This is a genomic window from Dissulfurirhabdus thermomarina, from assembly GCF_012979235.1.
Taxonomy (GTDB): domain Bacteria; phylum Desulfobacterota; class Dissulfuribacteria; order Dissulfuribacterales; family Dissulfurirhabdaceae; genus Dissulfurirhabdus; species Dissulfurirhabdus thermomarina.
The window spans coordinates 1-14,143 of the sequence record NZ_JAATWC010000001.1 but is presented as its reverse complement, the minus strand read 5'-3'; the positions used below and the strand labels follow the sequence as shown (position 1 = coordinate 14,143).

The window sequence follows — 14,143 nt, the reverse complement described above, 5'->3', positions numbered from 1 at the left end:
GTTTCAGCACGCGAACTTGAATTCCCCCTTGCCGAGGAGGTCGTGGAGGTGGACGATGCCCAGGAGACAGCCGTTGTCGCCGAGCACCGGGAGCACGGTGATGAGGTGGTTCTCCATGAGGGCGAGGGCGTCGGCGGCCAGGGCATAGGGCGGCACGCTCTTGGGCTGCGGGGTCATGATCTCCTCCACCCGGCAGTCGGCCAGGGGCCGCCCGGCCACCAGGGCCCGCCGGAGGTCCCCGTCCGTGACGATCCCTACGAGCACGCCGTCGCGGTCGACGACCAGGACGGCCCCGAGGCGTTTCCGGTCCATCTCGTGGAGTGCCGAGGCCATCTCCGTCCCCACGGGCACCTTCGGGATGGCCTCTCCCGTGAGCATGACCTGGGCGACCTCCACCTTGAGCCGCTCGCCGAGGCTGCCGGAGGGGTGGTTCCGGCGGAAGTCCTGCTCGCTGAAGTGCCGCCGGCGCAGGAGCACCACCGCCAGGGCGTCGCCCACGGCCAGGGCCGCGGTGGTGGAGGCGGTGGGGGCCAGCCCCAGGGCGCAGGCCTCGCGTTCCACCCCGGTGTCGATGACGGCCGCGCTCTGGCGGCCCAGGGTGGAGCCGGGCCGCCCGGTGAGGGCGATGACCGGGATCCCGCGGTTTCGGAAGGCGGGGAGGAGGAGGTTCAGCTCCTGGGTCTCGCCGCTGTTGGAGATGGCGATGACTACGTCGCTCGCGGCCACGATGCCGAGGTCCCCGTGCATGGCCTCCACGGGGTGCAGGAAGAGGGCGGGGGTCCCGGTGGAGGCCAGGGTAGCGGCGATCTTGCGGCCGATGAGGCCGGACTTGCCGATGCCCGTCACCACGACCCGGCCCTGGCAGGCGAGCAGGATCTCCACCGCCCGGACGAAGCCCTCGCCGAGGTTGCCGCGGACCTTCTCGAGGCCGGCGATCTCGATGTCGATGGCCTCGGCGGCCTCCCGGAGGACGGCCTCCGGGCTCTCGATGGCCCGGGGCGGCTGGGTCATGGGGCCGCCCTCCCCTCGAGCTGGAATTTTCCCGCGCCCTCCTCCACGGGCAACGGGTAGTTTCCGTTGAAGCAGGCGAGGCAGAAGCGGTCGCCCGGCCCCCCCACCGCCCGGAGCATGGCGTCGATGCCGAGGTAGTGGAGGCCGTCGAGTTCGAGGTAGCGGCGGATCTCTTCCACGTCCTTCTGGGCTGCGATGAGCTCGTGGGGGTCGGCGAAGTCGATGCCGTAGAAGCAGGGGTGGCGGATGGGCGGGCAGCTCACCACCATGGTGATCTCCTTGGCCCCCGCCTCCCGCATGGCGCGGACGCGGGTGCGGCTGGTGGTGCCGCGCACGATGGAGTCCTCCACGATGACCACGCGTTTGCCGCGGATGACGTCACGGGCGGGGTTCAGCTTGATCCGGACGCTGAAGTCGCGCATGGACTGGCTGGGCTGGATGAAGGTCCGGCCCACGTAGTGGTTCCGGATGACGGCGAGCTCCAGGGGGAGGCCCGATTCCTGGGCGAAACCGACTGCGGCGTAGTTTCCGGAGTCGGGGAAGGGCATGACGAAGTCGGCCGACACCCGGGCCTCGCGGGCCAGGGCCGCGCCCAGGGCCTTTCGGACGCCGTAGACGTTCTGGCCGAAGATGTTGGAATCGGGGCGGGCGAAGTAGATGAACTCGAAGATGCACAGGGCGCGGGATTCGGCCTCGGCCCCCTGGAAGGATCGCAGCCCCTTGGCGTCGATCACGACCACCTCCCCCGGCTCGATGTCCCGGACGTATCGGGCCTGGATGAGGTCCAGGGCGCAGGTCTCGGAGGCGAGCACGTAGGCCCCGCCGTTCATCCGGCCGAGGACGAGGGGCCGGAACCCGCGCGGGTCCCGGAAGCCGATGAGCCGGTCCTCCGAGAGCATCACCACCGAGTAGGCCCCCTGGATGCAGGCCATGGCGGCCCGGATGGCCTCGTCCTGCCCGCGGTGGGCGGCCTTGGCCAGGAGATGCACGATGATCTCGCTGTCCATGGTGGTCTGAAAGATGGAGCCCTTGTCCTCCAGCTCGCGCCGGATGCTGCGGGCGTTGACGAGGTTGCCGTTGTGGGCCACGGCCAGGGTGCAGCCGGAATGGGTGACGCAGAAGGGCTGGGCGTTCTGGACCACGGAGGAGCCGGTGGTGGAGTAGCGGACGTGGCCCACGGCGAGGTGGCCGGAAAGGCCGGCCAGCGTGGGCTCGTCGAAGACCTCCGAGACGAGGCCCATGGCCTTGTGGCCTCGGACCGCGCGCCCGTCCGAGACCACGATGCCGGCGCTTTCCTGCCCCCGGTGCTGGAGGGCGTAGAGGCCGAAGTAGGTCAGCTTGGCCGCCTCGGGATGCCCGTAGATCCCGAAGATGCCGCATTCCTCCCTCGGACCGTGAAACGGCGGCCTGGACAACGGCCTTGCCTCCTCGAAAGAGTTCCGCCCCGCCGCCGGCATGGTGGCCGGCCCCGATCGGAAAACCAAGACTATAATCCGTATGCCGCGCTGAGGGAAGGGGCCCGGGCCGCGGCGTCAGGCCGCGTAGGGGGCCCGGACGGTCCCGGCCTCGTAGTACTCCTGGAGGGAGCGGACCTCCAGGGGGGTCCGGCGGAGGGCCGCGATGGCCTCCGCCGCCGCCCGGGCCCCGGCCACCGTGGTGAAGTAGGGGATGTCGAGTTCCAGGGCGGCCCGGCGGATGTAGTAGGCGTCGGAGCGGGTCCGGCGGCCGCTCGGGGTGTTGATCACCAGCTGGACCTCGCCGTTCTTCATCTTGTCGAGGACGTTCGGGCGGCCCTCGGAGACCTTCAGCACCCGCTCGGCGGGGATGCCGTGCTCGGAGAGGTAGAGGGCGGTCCCGTGGGTGGCGATGAGGTGGAAGCCGGCCTCGAGCAGGGCGCGGGCCACGGGGAGGAAGGGCTCCTTGTCGCCGCGCTTGATGCTGAGGAAGGCCGTCCCCCCGGTGGGGAGATCCAGGCCGGCGGCGAGCTGGCTCTTGGCGAAGGCGAGGCCGAAGGGGCCGTCGAGGCCCATGACCTCGCCGGTGGACTTCATCTCCGGGCCGAGCACGGTGTCCACGCCGGGGAAGCGGCGGAAGGGGAAGACCGATTCCTTGACGGCGGTGTGGCCCGGGATCCGCTCCTCGGTGAGGCCGAGCGCGTCGAGGGTGCGTCCCACCATGACCCGGGTGGCCACCTTCGCCCAGGGGATCCCGGTGGCCTTGCTCACGAAGGGCACCGTCCGGGATGCCCGGGGGTTGACCTCGAGGACGTAGAGCCGCCCGTCCTTGACGGCGTACTGGACGTTCATGAGGCCCACCACACCGAGTTCCGCGGCCATGGACCGGGTGGCGGCGGCGATCTGGCGCAGGATCTCCTCGCCCAGGGTCCGCGGCGGCAGGACGCAGGCCGAGTCCCCGGAGTGGATCCCCGCCTCCTCGATGTGCTCCATGATGCCGGCGATGAGGGTGCGGCGGCCGTCGCTGACGGCGTCCACGTCCACCTCGATGGCGTCCTGGAGGAACTGGTCCACCAGGATGGGGTGCCCCTCGGCGGCCTGGACGGCCTCCCGCATGAAGGCCCTGAGCTGGCCCTCGTCGTAGACGATGCGCATGGCCCGGCCCCCGAGCACGTACGAGGGGCGCACCACCACCGGGTAGCCGATCTCCGCCGCCACGGCCAGGGCGCCCTCGAGGGTGGTGGCGGTGCCGTTGGCGGGCTGGACGAGGTCCAGCTTGTGGAGCATGGCCTGGAAGCTCTTCCGGTCCTCGGCCCGGTCGATGCTGGCGGGGCTCGTCCCCAGGATGGGGACGCCCGCCGCCTCGAGGGCCACGGCGAGGTTCAAGGGGGTCTGGCCGCCGAACTGGACGATGACGCCCTCGGGCCGCTCCGTCTCCACGATGTGCAGGACGTCCTCCAGGGTGAGGGGCTCGAAGTAGAGCTTGTCGGAGGTGTCGTAGTCGGTGGAGACCGTCTCCGGGTTGGAGTTCACCATGATGCTCTCGAAGCCTTCCTCCCGGAGGGCGAAGGCCGCGTGGACGCAGCAGTAGTCGAACTCGATGCCCTGGCCGATGCGGTTGGGCCCGCCGCCGAGGATCATGACTTTTCGGCGGTCGGAGGGGCGGGCCTCGTCCTCGGCCTCGTAGGTGGAATAGTAATAGGGCGTGTAGGCCTCGAACTCGGCGGCGCAGGTGTCCACCAGCTTGTAGACGGGGCGCAGCCCGGCCGCCTGGCGCAGCTCGCGGACCTCCGCCTCGGAGAGCCCCGTGCAGTGGGCCACCTGCCGGTCCGAGAAGCCCTCCCGCTTGTAGTGGGGGAGCCGCTTGGGGAGGGTCTCCGGGGTCTCGGCGCGCAGCCGCGCCCCCTCCTCGCGGATCCGGTCGATCTGGTGGAGGAACCAGGGGTCGATGCCGGTCAGCTCCCGGATCTCCTCGATGGAGAAGCCCTGTTCCAGGGCCAGGGGGAGGTAGAAGATCCGCTGGGAGTTCGGGGTCCGAAGCCGCCGGGCGATCTCGTCGCGGTCGGGGACGCGGCCGTCCATCTCCCAGGGGTCCCGGCCGTCGAAGCCGAGCCCGGCGCGGCCGATCTCCAGGGAACGGAGCCCTTTCTGGAGCGCCTCGCGGAAGGTCCGCCCGATGGCCATGGTCTCCCCCACGCTCTTCATGGCCGTGGTGAGGACGTCCTCGGTCTCGGGGAACTTCTCGAAGGTCCACCGGGGGATCTTCACCACGCAGTAGTCGATGGTGGGCTCGAAGGAGGCCATGGTCTCCCGGGTGATGTCGTTGGGGATCTCGTCCAGGGTGTAGCCCACGGCGAGCTTGGCCGCGATCTTGGCGATGGGGAAGCCGGTGGCCTTGGAGGCCAGGGCCGAGGACCGGGAGACCCGCGGGTTCATCTCGATGACCACCATCTCGCCGTTTTCGGGGTTCACGGCGAACTGGATGTTGGAACCGCCCGTCTCCACCCCGATCTCCCGGATGATGGCCAGCGCCGCGTCGCGCATGGCCTGGTACTCGCGGTCCGAGAGGGTCTGGGCCGGGGCCACGGTGATGCTGTCGCCCGTGTGGACGCCCATGGGGTCGAGGTTCTCGATGCTGCAGACGATGACCACGTTGTCCTTGGCGTCGCGCATCACCTCCAGCTCGAATTCCTTCCACCCGATGACGGATTCCTCCAGCATCACCTCGTGGATGAGGCTGAGCTCGAGGCCCCGGGCGGCGATCTCCTCGAGGTCTTCGCGGTTGTAGACCACGCCGCCCCCCGTGCCCCCCAGGGTGAAGCTGGGCCGGACGATGAGGGGGTAGCCCACCTCGGCCGCCGCGGCCCGGGCCTCGTCCATGGAGCGGACGATGGCGCTTCGGGGGATGCGGAGCCCGATGCGTTCCATGGCGGCCCGGAATCGCTCCCGGTCTTCCGCCTTGTGGATGACCTCGGAGGAGGCGCCGATCATCTCCACGCCCAACCGTTCGAGGACGCCGGAGTCCGCCAGTTCCACGGCGGTGTTGAGGCCGGTCTGGCCGCCCAGGGTGGGCAGCAGGGCCTGGGGGCGTTCCTTCTCGAGGATGCGGGCCACCACGGGCGGCGTGATGGGTTCCACGTAGGTGCGATCCGCGGTCTCGGGGTCGGTCATGATGGTGGCCGGGTTGGAGTTGACCAGGACCACCTCGTAGCCTTCCTCCTTGAGGGCCTTGCAGGCCTGGGTGCCGGAGTAGTCGAACTCGCAGGCCTGGCCGATGACGATGGGGCCCGAGCCGATGATGAGGATCTTTTCGAGGTCGGTGCGTTTCGGCATGGCCGGCGCGGCTATCCTTTCGGGACCTCCCGCATGAGCGCCACGAAGTCGTCGAAGAGGTACTCGGCGTCGTGGGGACCGGGGGCGTTCTCGGGGTGGTACTGGACGGAGAAGGCGGCCAGGGAGGGGTGCCGGATGCCTTCCACGGTCTGGTCGTTCAGGTTCACGTGGGTGACTTCCACCTCGGCGGGGAGCGAGTCGGCGTCCACGGCGAAGCCGTGGTTCTGGCTGGTGATCTCCACGCGCCCCGTTCGGAGGTTCTTCACGGGCTGGTTGCCGCCCCGGTGGCCGAACTTGAGCTTGTAGGTGCGGCCGCCGAGGGCCTGGCCGAGGATCTGGTGCCCGAGGCAGATGCCGAAGACGGGGCGGCGGCCGAGGAGGGCCCGCACCGTCCGGACCACGCCGGTGAGGGCCGCCGGGTCGCCGGGGCCGTTGGAGACGAAGATCCCGTCGGGCTCCGCCGCCAGGAGGTCCTCCGGCGGGGTGCCCGCCGGGAAGACCCGCGGGCGGCAGCCCCGGGCCTCGAGGAGCCGGAGCTGGTTGCGCTTGAGGCCGCAGTCGAGGACGGCCACGGTGAGCCCTTCTTCCCGACCGGCGCCGCCGGGTTCCACCGCCCGGCCGCCGTGCCACTCGTAGGGCCGGCGGCAGGTCACCTCGCGGACGAGGTCGCGGCCCTCGAGCCCGGGGGAGCGCCGGGCCTTGGCCACCAGGGAGCCGGGGTCGAGGTCCACGGTGGAGACCACGGCCCGCATGGCGCCCGCCCGGCGGATGTGGCGCGTGATGGCCCGGGTGTCCACCTGCTCGACGCCCAGGACGCCGTGCGCCTCGAGGTAGTCCCGGAGGCTCGCGCGGGCCCGCCAGTTGCTGTAGGCGTCTTCGTATTCCCGGACCACGAAGGCCTGGACGTGGACGCCCTCCGACTCGTCGTCTTCGGGGGTGACCCCGTAGTTCCCCACCAGGGGATAGGTGAGTGTCACGATCTGCCCCTTGTAGGAGGGGTCGGTGAGGATCTCCTGGTAGCCGGTCATGCTGGTGTTGAAGACGATCTCGCCTTCGGTTTCACCGGAACCGGCGAAGGCGCGGCCCTCGAACAGGCGGCCGTCCTCCAGGGCGATGAGCGCTTTCACGATGGGATGCCTCTTCGAAGAAGGAGGTGCCCCCGGTGCCCTCCGGGGGCGGCGACGTCGAACCGGCGGGGCGGCCGGTCTCGTGCCGGCGGCCCCCGTCTTCCCGGGCGGCGGCGGGCGCCGGGCCAAAATCACGCAACTATAAACGCGGGCACGACCCTCGTCAACCGGGCCCGCGGCGGCCGCCGCCGGCCCGCTTCCAGCCCGCGAAGAGGCCCCACGGGTGGCCGAAGAAAAGCGCCCCGGGATTCGGCACGAAAAAAGGGGCGCCGCAGGGGCGCCCCCTCGGGTGTTTCCATGCCCGGCGCCTCAGGCCGCCCGGACCTCGATGCGGCGCGGCTTGACGGCCTCCACCTTGGGGAGGGTCACCCGCAGGACCCCGGCCTCCATCTTGGCCTCGATCCGGTCCACGTCGATCTCGGGCCCCACGGTGAAGGAGCGCGCGTACTCGCGGCCGGAGAACTCGGCGTAGAGGGGCCGGGCCTCCTCCGGGACGTAGTCGCCGATGCGGCCCCGGAGGGTGAGGACGTCCTTGTCGATCCGGACGTCCACGTCGTCCTTGGCCACGCCCGGCATGTCGGCCATCAGGGTGATGGCGTCGTGATCCTCGTACACGTCCACCGGCGGCACCAGGGGAGCGGGCGCCGCGGCCTGCCTGGGTTCGCGCTCGGCGGTCTCCTGCTTGACGGCGATGTCGCTCATGGCGTCGTCCTCCTTGTCGTCGCTGGACTCTCCGGTGGGTCCCTAGACCTTCACCTCGATCTTGCGCGGCTTGGCCTCCTCCCGCTTGCCGATGGTGACCTGGATGATGCCGTCCCGGGCCACCGCCTCCACCTTGTCCGGGTCGATCTGCTCCGGCAGGGAGATGATGCGCCGGAAGCGCCCGTGGAACCGCTCGCGCCGGTGGTAGCCCTGGGCCTGCGGTTCGCCCTCGGCGGGGGCGCCGGCGAGGTCGGTCTTTCGCTCGGCGGCCACGGTGAGGAGGTTCTTGTTGAGGGAGATCTCTACCTCGCCGGGGGGGATCCCGGGCGCGAAGACGTAGACCAGGACGTTGTCCTGTGTCTCCACGACGTTGACCGCCGGGAAGGTGCCGCGGACCACGCCCCGGATGTCACCCCGGGGGGCGGCGAGATCGAAGAGCCGCTCGAGTTCCCTCTGGAGCCTGGCAAAGTCGTTCCAAACGGGGGTTTCAAGCCATGTGCCCAGCATGACGCTACCTCCTTCCGAAAAGCTGCGGATTCCACGCGCTGGCCAGGCCAGGGCGTGACCTTTCGGCGATCAGAAGGTAAGCATTCGAGCCGGCGCGTCAACCGGGCAGGGGCGGGCACGGGGAGGAGGGGCGTCAGTGTTCCACCACCTCCTGGGCCACCTCGACCTCGAGTTCGCAGAAGCTGGTGCCGCAGTCGTAGCACTTGACGTCGATGCGGTCCGGGGCCTGGAGAGAGACGTAGATCTCGTCGCAGCCGCACGCGCACTTTCCCGGGACCGATTCCTGGATGACCTCGGTCAGGGACTCGTGGGCCTGCGCGGGGATATCTGGATCAAAGACGATCTTCACGGTATCGCCTCCTTGGCGGCATGTCGGGACGGCCCGGCGGGGCTGGATGCTGAGCATCATACCAATTGCCACCGAAGATTGTAAAGGACCTTCACAGTTGGACATTTCAACCCGTGGGCGGCCGTCCGGCCGTGGGCGGCGCCTTCCCGGGGTCGGCCCGCCTTCGCCGGGCGCCGGCCGCGCCATTTCCCGATTGACAAACACGCCCCCCCGGTATAGAAAATTCCGGTGAATCTCCATTCATTCCCGGGGCGAGCCCGGGGGGCCCTGCCGGGGCCGCGGCCGGAGGCGGCGGCGCCCCGTGCGGGCCACATCCAAACCGCAAGGAGGAGCAAAGGGCATGAAGAAGAACATCCTGACGTGGCTGGTGGTAGGACTGTTCGCCGTGGCGGGCGCCGGCGTGGCCATGGCCGGAGAGGGTCCCGCGACCATCGTGTTGAAGGCCAAGAAGGGGGACGTCACCTTCGCGCACCACAAGCACCAGGCCCGGATGGACTGCGGCCAGTGCCACCACGGCGTGGCAAACGGCAAGCGGGTTCCCTTCAAGAAGGGCCAGGCCATGAAGAAGTGCGAGGAGTGCCACAACAGCTCCATGGCCAACAAGAAGGTCAACAAGCCCATGAAGGTCTTCCACGAGAACTGCAAGAACTGCCACAAGCAGCACAAGGCCGAGGGCGCGCCCACCAAGTGCAACGGCTGCCACAAGAAGTAGCCACCGTTCGGCCGGTCACCGGGGGCGGCGCCCGCCTTCCGGTGTGACGGAAGCGAGAGGCCTGCCGTGATCCGGCAGGCCTCTTTTTCGGGGGCTCGGATGCTCTCCTCCCTGCTGCGCCACAAGTTGAGCTGCCTCCGCGGCGCCGGCGACGCCTCCCTCCGGGCCGAGCTCAAGGCCATGCTGGCCTCCCCGGCCGAGCCGGCCGCCGGCTGGCAGGCCCCGGGCCGGGACCTGCTCTCGGATTTTCTCGGGCGGATGGGCCGGGAGGAGGGCCTGCCCGAGTGGGCCGACCCCGTCCGGGATCTCCGCGACCGGGTCCCCAACTTCGTGAGCAATGCCCTGGCGGGGCTCACCGAGGTGCTGGTGGCCCCCCTGCCTGCGCATCCCCAGGAGGCCAAGGAGACCGCCGTCCACCTGCTGCTCAAGATCGCCGAGTGGATGGCCCGCAACTACGACCACCGCTGCCTCTACGGGGAAGAGGGAGAGGCGCGGGCCCGGGCCCTCTTCGACGGCGTGCCCATGGGGGTGGAGGTGTGGGGGGACCTGGACGAGGTCTGGCTGGCGGTGCACGAGGCGTGCGCCGGGCTCGGGCTCGAGCGGGACTTCCAGGCGGCTCTTCCCGTCTTCGGGTGCCGCGGCTACGGGGCGGAGGTCACGGTGACGGCCCCCGCGGTGCTGGGGGCCCCGGATTTCTGGGCGGGCAGGCCGCTGCCGGCCTCGGCCGTCCTGACCCTCGCCCTCCGTTCCGGCCTGGTGGACCAGGTGGAGGTCCGGTGCCGCCTCCGGGGGCGGGGCGCCGCCGCGGCGAGCTCCGGCCGCCTCGAGGGACGGCTCCTGGCGGCCCTGGTGGAGTCTTGCGGCGCCCCGGAATCGGGCTGAACGTAAAGGGGGCGGCGGGACCTGCGTCCCGCCGCCCCCGAAGAAGCGATATCCGCGCGGCCGGCGGCCCTATTCCCCGTGGCCGCCCTCTCCTTCCTCGCCGCTCAGCTTGTAGAGCCGGTTGTAGCCCTTCACCCCGATGTGGCAGACGGCGCACCGGGTGTTGGAGGCGAAGGCCGTCTCCCCGTCGTGGCAGGTGCCGCAGTATTTCCCCTGGTAGAGCGCCTCCATGGTGAAGTCCCCGTTCTCCTCGGCCGTTCCCGCGGCCATCTCGAAGGGGTCGTCGTGGCAGCTGTCGCACTCGAGCCCCTGGTCGATGTGGGTCTGGTGGCTGAAGAGGACGGCCTTGACGGGCTTGGTGAAGATGATGTCGCCCCCGTGTTCCTGCTCCTCCTCGGCGAAGCCGGCCGGGCCGAAGTGGAGGACGAGGCCGGCGACGAGGGCCGCGACTCCGATGCAAAGGACCTTTTTCATGTTTTTCCCCTCGCTGGATTCCTGGCTGGGGGCCCGGGTCCGCCGCGCGGTCGCCGGGGCGGGCCGGCCCCTTGATTCCTTGTTCCCGCGGTTGGCCGCCGCGGCTCAACCCTTGGTGTAGAAGACGTTGGGCATGGCGCCCGTCTCGGGCCGGAGCACCCAGACCACCCGGGTGGGCTCGTGGACGAGCTTGTAGACGCGGCTGTCGGGGTCTGCGATGTCGCCGAAGATCCGGACGTCGGCCGGGCAGGCGGCGGCGCAGGCCGTCAGCTTCTCCCCCTTGGAAAGCCGCGTGTCGAAGCAGAAGTTACACTTGTCGATGGCCCGCTTCTCCTCGTTGAAGTACCGGGCGTTGTACGGGCAGGCCGCCATGCAGGTCTTGCAACCGATGCACTTTTCGTAGTGCATCATGACGATACCCGTCTTCTCGTCCTTGTAGGTGGCCTTGGTGGGGCAGACCCGGACGCAGGGGGGGCGGTTGCAGTGGTTGCAGAGGACGGGCATGAACTCGCGCTGCTTCTCCCCCGGGCCGACCTCCAGCTCCCGCTCGAGGATGGTGGTGCGGTAGCCGTACTCGGGCACGTCGTTGGTCTTGACGCAGGCGTCCATGCAGCGCTGGCAGTCGATGCAGCGGTCTTCGCGGATCACCATGCTGTAGTGGGGCTTGTAGGGGTCCTTCCGGAGCATTTCGCCCCCCACGAGGGCCCCCCGCGCCGGGCGGCTCGAGGTGAGGGACAGGACGGTCCCGCCTGCAAAGACGCCCGTGACCGTGAGACCGAGGCGGAGAAAGCGCCGCCGTTCCGCAGAGGGCAGGGTGTCGGCCCCCTCGTTTTCCAGTTTCGCGAAATCCTCAATCCTTTTCTTCATCTGTGGCCTCCGTGGAAGGACCGCCTCGGGCCGGAATCCCCCGCCCGGGCGGTGTCTGGTTTCGGGCCGCCCACGTGACAACCCAAAATTCCGCTATTTTTCACCGGCAAGCGCCAATGTAAGGGCTTTTTGCCACGCCTGTCAAGGGAGACGGGGGCCGAACCCAGGTTGTGGCCGCGGCGGAATGCGGGTAAGACAAGACTGAAAGGCCTCGTCAAGAGGCCGCCGAACAGATGGCCGGGCAAAGATCGCCGAGTCTTTGCGGCGCCATCGAGACGATCGGCCGGTCCGGCCCGCCGAGGCGGAGGCCGCACCCGGCCCGGGATCGACGTCCATGACCGACGACATCCGGCCGGCCCGCATATCCGACGCCGTCTTCACGGTGGACGCCCACTGGCGGATCTCCTCCTTCAGTCCCGGGGCCGAGGCCCTCTTCGGCATCTCAGCCGCCGAGGTCGTCGGCCGGGACTGCCACGAGGTGGTGGAGGCCACCCACTTTTCCGGCCTCTGTACCATCAAGGAGAACCTCGCCGCCGGCCGCGCCGTGAAGGACTACCGCATGGTGGTGCCCGGGCCGGACGGCGGGCAGCGGGTCATCACCGTCTCCGCCATGCCCGTGCCCGACGTGGACGGGCTCATGTCCGGGGCCGTGGTGGTGCTCTCCGACGTGACCGACGAGGCCGGGGCCTCTCCCTACCAGCTCGACAGCATCGCCGACGGGGTCTTCACCGTGGACCGCGACTGGCGGATCACGTCCTTCAACCGGGCGGCGGAGGAGATCACCGGGTGGAAGCGGGAGGACGCCCTGGGGCGGCCCTGCCAGGAGGTCTTCCGCTCCAGCGTCTGCGGCGACGCCTGCATCCTCGGCCAGGTCCTCCGGGAGGGGAAGGCCTCGGTGAACCGGGCCATCTTCATCCACCGGGCCGACGGCCGGAGCCTTCCCGTGAGCATCAGCGCGGCTCCGCTCCTCGACCAGGAGGGCCGGGTGATCGGGGGGGTGGAGACCTTCCGGGACATCACCTCTCTCCTCGAGAAGAACCTCATCCTGGACAGCGTGGCCGACGGGGTCTTCACCGTGAACCGCCAGTGGCGGATCACGTCCTTCAACCGGGCGGCGGAGGAGATCACCGGGTGGAAGCGGGAGGACGCCCTGGGGCGGCCCTGCCGGGAGGTCTTCCGCTCCAGCGTCTGCGGCGACGCCTGCATCCTCGGCCAGGCCGTGACGCACGGGCGGCCGGTGATCAACCGGACCATCTTCATGAAGCGGATCGACGGCCGGAACGTCCCGGTGAGCATCAGCGCGGCGCCCCTGGTGGACCATGCGGGCCGGGTGATCGGGGGGGTGGAGACCTTCCGGGACGTCACCGCGAGCCTCGAGCGCGACCTCATCCTGGACAGCGTGGCCGACGGGGTCTTCACCGTGGACGAGGACTGGCGGATCACGTCCTTCAACCGGGCGGCGGAGAAGATCACCGGGTGGAAGCGGGAGGAGGCCGTGGGGCGGCCCTGCCGCGAAATCTTCCACTCGAGCATCTGCGGTGAGGCTTGCGCCATCGCCCAGTGCATGGTGACCGGGGCGCCCACGGTGGAGCGGCCCATCACCATCCAGCGCAAGGACGGAAAGGCCCTCTCGGTGAGCATCAGCGCGGCGCCCCTCACCGACCACGAGGGGAACGTGATCGGGGGGGTGGAGACCTTCCGGGACCTTTCCCTCCTCACCAGCCTCCGCAAACAGCTCGCCCGCCGCTACACCTTCGGGGACATCATCAGCAAGAGCCCCGCCATGCAGCGCATCTTCGACATCCTGCCGGAGATCGCCCGCAGCGACAGCAACGTGCTCATCACCGGGGAGAGCGGGACGGGCAAGGAACTCATCGCCCAGGCCATCCACGACCTCAGCGAACGTCGGAAGGGCCCCTTCGTGGCGGTCAACTGCGGGGCGCTCCCCGACACCCTCCTCGAGTCCGAGCTCTTCGGCTACAAGGCCGGCGCCTTCACCGACGCCAAGCACGACCGGCCGGGGCGGCTGGCCGCCGCGGAGAAGGGGACCCTCTTCCTGGATGAGATCGGCGATATCTCCCCGGCCATCCAGGTGAAGCTCCTCCGCGTCCTCCAGACCCGGATGTACGAGCCGCTCGGCTCCAACCGGCCCGTCAAGGCCGACGTCCGGATCCTCGCCGCCACGAACCGGGACCTCCAGGCCCTGGTGGCCGAGGAACGGTTCCGCGAGGATCTCTACTACCGGCTCAACGTGGCCCGGGTGCATCTTCCGCCCCTCCGGGAGCGGATCGAGGACGTGCCGCTGCTCGTCAACCACTTCATCGAAAAGTTCAACGCCCAGAAGGGCAAGGCCGTCGCCGGGATCTCGGACGAGGCCCTCCGGGCCCTCATGCACTACGACTTTCCGGGGAACATCCGGGAACTGGAGAACATCATCGAGTACGCCTTCATCCTGTGCCACGGGGGGTTCATCGAGCTGGAGCACCTGCCGGAACCCTTCTCCGGGACGGGGGGCGAGGTCCCGGCCGGCCTCGATCTCGACCAGGCCCTGAGCCTCGAGGAGATCGAAAAGCGGGCCATCTACCAGGCCCTGAAGCGCAACCGCTGGAAGCGCCTGGCCACCTGCCGGGAACTCGGCATCTCGAAGGACACCCTCCGGCGGAAGATCCAGAAGTACCGGCTGGAGGTGCCGGAGGACTAGGCCGGCGGTTTTGGCCGAAAGCGG

Annotated in this window: 12 protein-coding genes; 3 read left to right on the top strand and 9 right to left on the bottom strand. The window is 69.7% G+C overall.

What is annotated here, in order from left to right; genetic code table 11:
- Positions 1-3: 3 nt before the first annotated feature.
- The 7 genes from HCU62_RS00060 to HCU62_RS00030 form a co-directional block, all read right to left on the bottom strand.
- Positions 4-1,011, bottom strand: coding sequence for a KpsF/GutQ family sugar-phosphate isomerase (locus HCU62_RS00060; RefSeq protein WP_163298197.1), 1,008 nt, complete (start codon positions 1,009-1,011; stop codon positions 4-6).
- Positions 1,008-2,426, bottom strand: a complete 1,419-nt coding sequence (purF, locus tag HCU62_RS00055) for an amidophosphoribosyltransferase (RefSeq protein WP_246325157.1) — start codon at positions 2,424-2,426, stop codon at positions 1,008-1,010. Before purF ends, HCU62_RS00060 begins: the two co-directional genes overlap by 4 nt.
- A 117-nt stretch (positions 2,427-2,543) precedes the next feature.
- Complete coding sequence (gene carB, locus HCU62_RS00050) at positions 2,544-5,798, bottom strand: carbamoyl-phosphate synthase large subunit (protein ID WP_163298195.1); 3,255 nt, start codon at positions 5,796-5,798, stop codon at positions 2,544-2,546.
- An 11-nt stretch (positions 5,799-5,809) separates the two neighbouring features.
- Entirely contained in the window at positions 5,810-6,925 is a 1,116-nt protein-coding gene (carA, locus tag HCU62_RS00045; protein WP_163298194.1) for a glutamine-hydrolyzing carbamoyl-phosphate synthase small subunit, read from the bottom strand.
- Between the two features lie 309 nt (positions 6,926-7,234).
- Positions 7,235-7,627, bottom strand: coding sequence for an Hsp20/alpha crystallin family protein (locus HCU62_RS00040; protein ID WP_163298193.1), 393 nt, complete (start codon positions 7,625-7,627; stop codon positions 7,235-7,237).
- Positions 7,628-7,669: 42 nt separating this feature from the next.
- Complete coding sequence (locus HCU62_RS00035; RefSeq protein ID WP_163298192.1) at positions 7,670-8,134, bottom strand: Hsp20/alpha crystallin family protein; 465 nt, start codon at positions 8,132-8,134, stop codon at positions 7,670-7,672.
- Positions 8,135-8,267: 133 nt separating this feature from the next.
- Positions 8,268-8,483 carry a hypothetical protein gene (locus HCU62_RS00030; RefSeq protein ID WP_163298191.1) on the bottom strand — a complete coding sequence of 72 codons (216 nt, stop codon included), beginning with the start codon at positions 8,481-8,483 and terminating at the stop codon, positions 8,268-8,270.
- A 340-nt stretch (positions 8,484-8,823) separates the two neighbouring features.
- On the opposite strand from HCU62_RS00030, the gene HCU62_RS00025 reads away from it, so the two are divergent.
- Together HCU62_RS00025 and HCU62_RS00020 are read left to right on the top strand one after the other, a co-directional pair.
- Positions 8,824-9,195: a cytochrome c3 family protein gene (locus HCU62_RS00025; RefSeq protein ID WP_163298190.1), complete on the top strand. Its 372-nt coding sequence runs from the start codon at positions 8,824-8,826 to the stop codon at positions 9,193-9,195.
- 99 nt (positions 9,196-9,294) lie between these two features.
- On the top strand, positions 9,295-10,077 hold the full coding sequence (locus HCU62_RS00020) for a hypothetical protein (protein ID WP_163298189.1): 783 nt from the start codon (positions 9,295-9,297) through the stop codon (positions 10,075-10,077).
- Between the two features lie 69 nt (positions 10,078-10,146).
- Here HCU62_RS00020 and HCU62_RS00015 read toward each other — a convergent pair whose 3' ends face one another.
- Complete coding sequence (locus HCU62_RS00015) at positions 10,147-10,551, bottom strand: c(7)-type cytochrome triheme domain-containing protein (RefSeq protein WP_163298188.1); 405 nt, start codon at positions 10,549-10,551, stop codon at positions 10,147-10,149.
- A gap of 105 nt (positions 10,552-10,656) precedes the next feature.
- A complete protein-coding gene (locus tag HCU62_RS00010; protein ID WP_163298187.1) occupies positions 10,657-11,418 on the bottom strand; it encodes a 4Fe-4S dicluster domain-containing protein in 762 nt (253 codons plus the stop codon).
- A gap of 334 nt (positions 11,419-11,752) precedes the next feature.
- Between HCU62_RS00010 and HCU62_RS00005 the strand changes: the two genes are divergently transcribed.
- Entirely contained in the window at positions 11,753-14,119 is a 2,367-nt protein-coding gene (locus tag HCU62_RS00005) for a sigma 54-interacting transcriptional regulator (RefSeq protein WP_167522304.1), read from the top strand.
- Positions 14,120-14,143 lie beyond the last annotated feature (24 nt).

Coding starts and splice junctions, on each gene's coding strand:
- HCU62_RS00060 (WP_163298197.1), bottom strand. CDS start 1,011: ATGACCCAGCCGCCCCGGGCCATCGAGAGCCCGGAGGCCGTCCTCCGG.
- carB (WP_163298195.1), bottom strand. CDS start 5,798: ATGCCGAAACGCACCGACCTCGAAAAGATCCTCATCATCGGCTCGGGC.
- HCU62_RS00040 (WP_163298193.1), bottom strand. CDS start 7,627: ATGAGCGACATCGCCGTCAAGCAGGAGACCGCCGAGCGCGAACCCAGG.
- HCU62_RS00035 (WP_163298192.1), bottom strand. CDS start 8,134: ATGCTGGGCACATGGCTTGAAACCCCCGTTTGGAACGACTTTGCCAGG.
- HCU62_RS00025 (WP_163298190.1), top strand. CDS start 8,824: ATGAAGAAGAACATCCTGACGTGGCTGGTGGTAGGACTGTTCGCCGTG.
- HCU62_RS00020 (WP_163298189.1), top strand. CDS start 9,295: ATGCTCTCCTCCCTGCTGCGCCACAAGTTGAGCTGCCTCCGCGGCGCC.
- HCU62_RS00015 (WP_163298188.1), bottom strand. CDS start 10,551: ATGAAAAAGGTCCTTTGCATCGGAGTCGCGGCCCTCGTCGCCGGCCTC.
- HCU62_RS00010 (WP_163298187.1), bottom strand. CDS start 11,418: ATGAAGAAAAGGATTGAGGATTTCGCGAAACTGGAAAACGAGGGGGCC.
- HCU62_RS00005 (WP_167522304.1), top strand. CDS start 11,753: ATGACCGACGACATCCGGCCGGCCCGCATATCCGACGCCGTCTTCACG.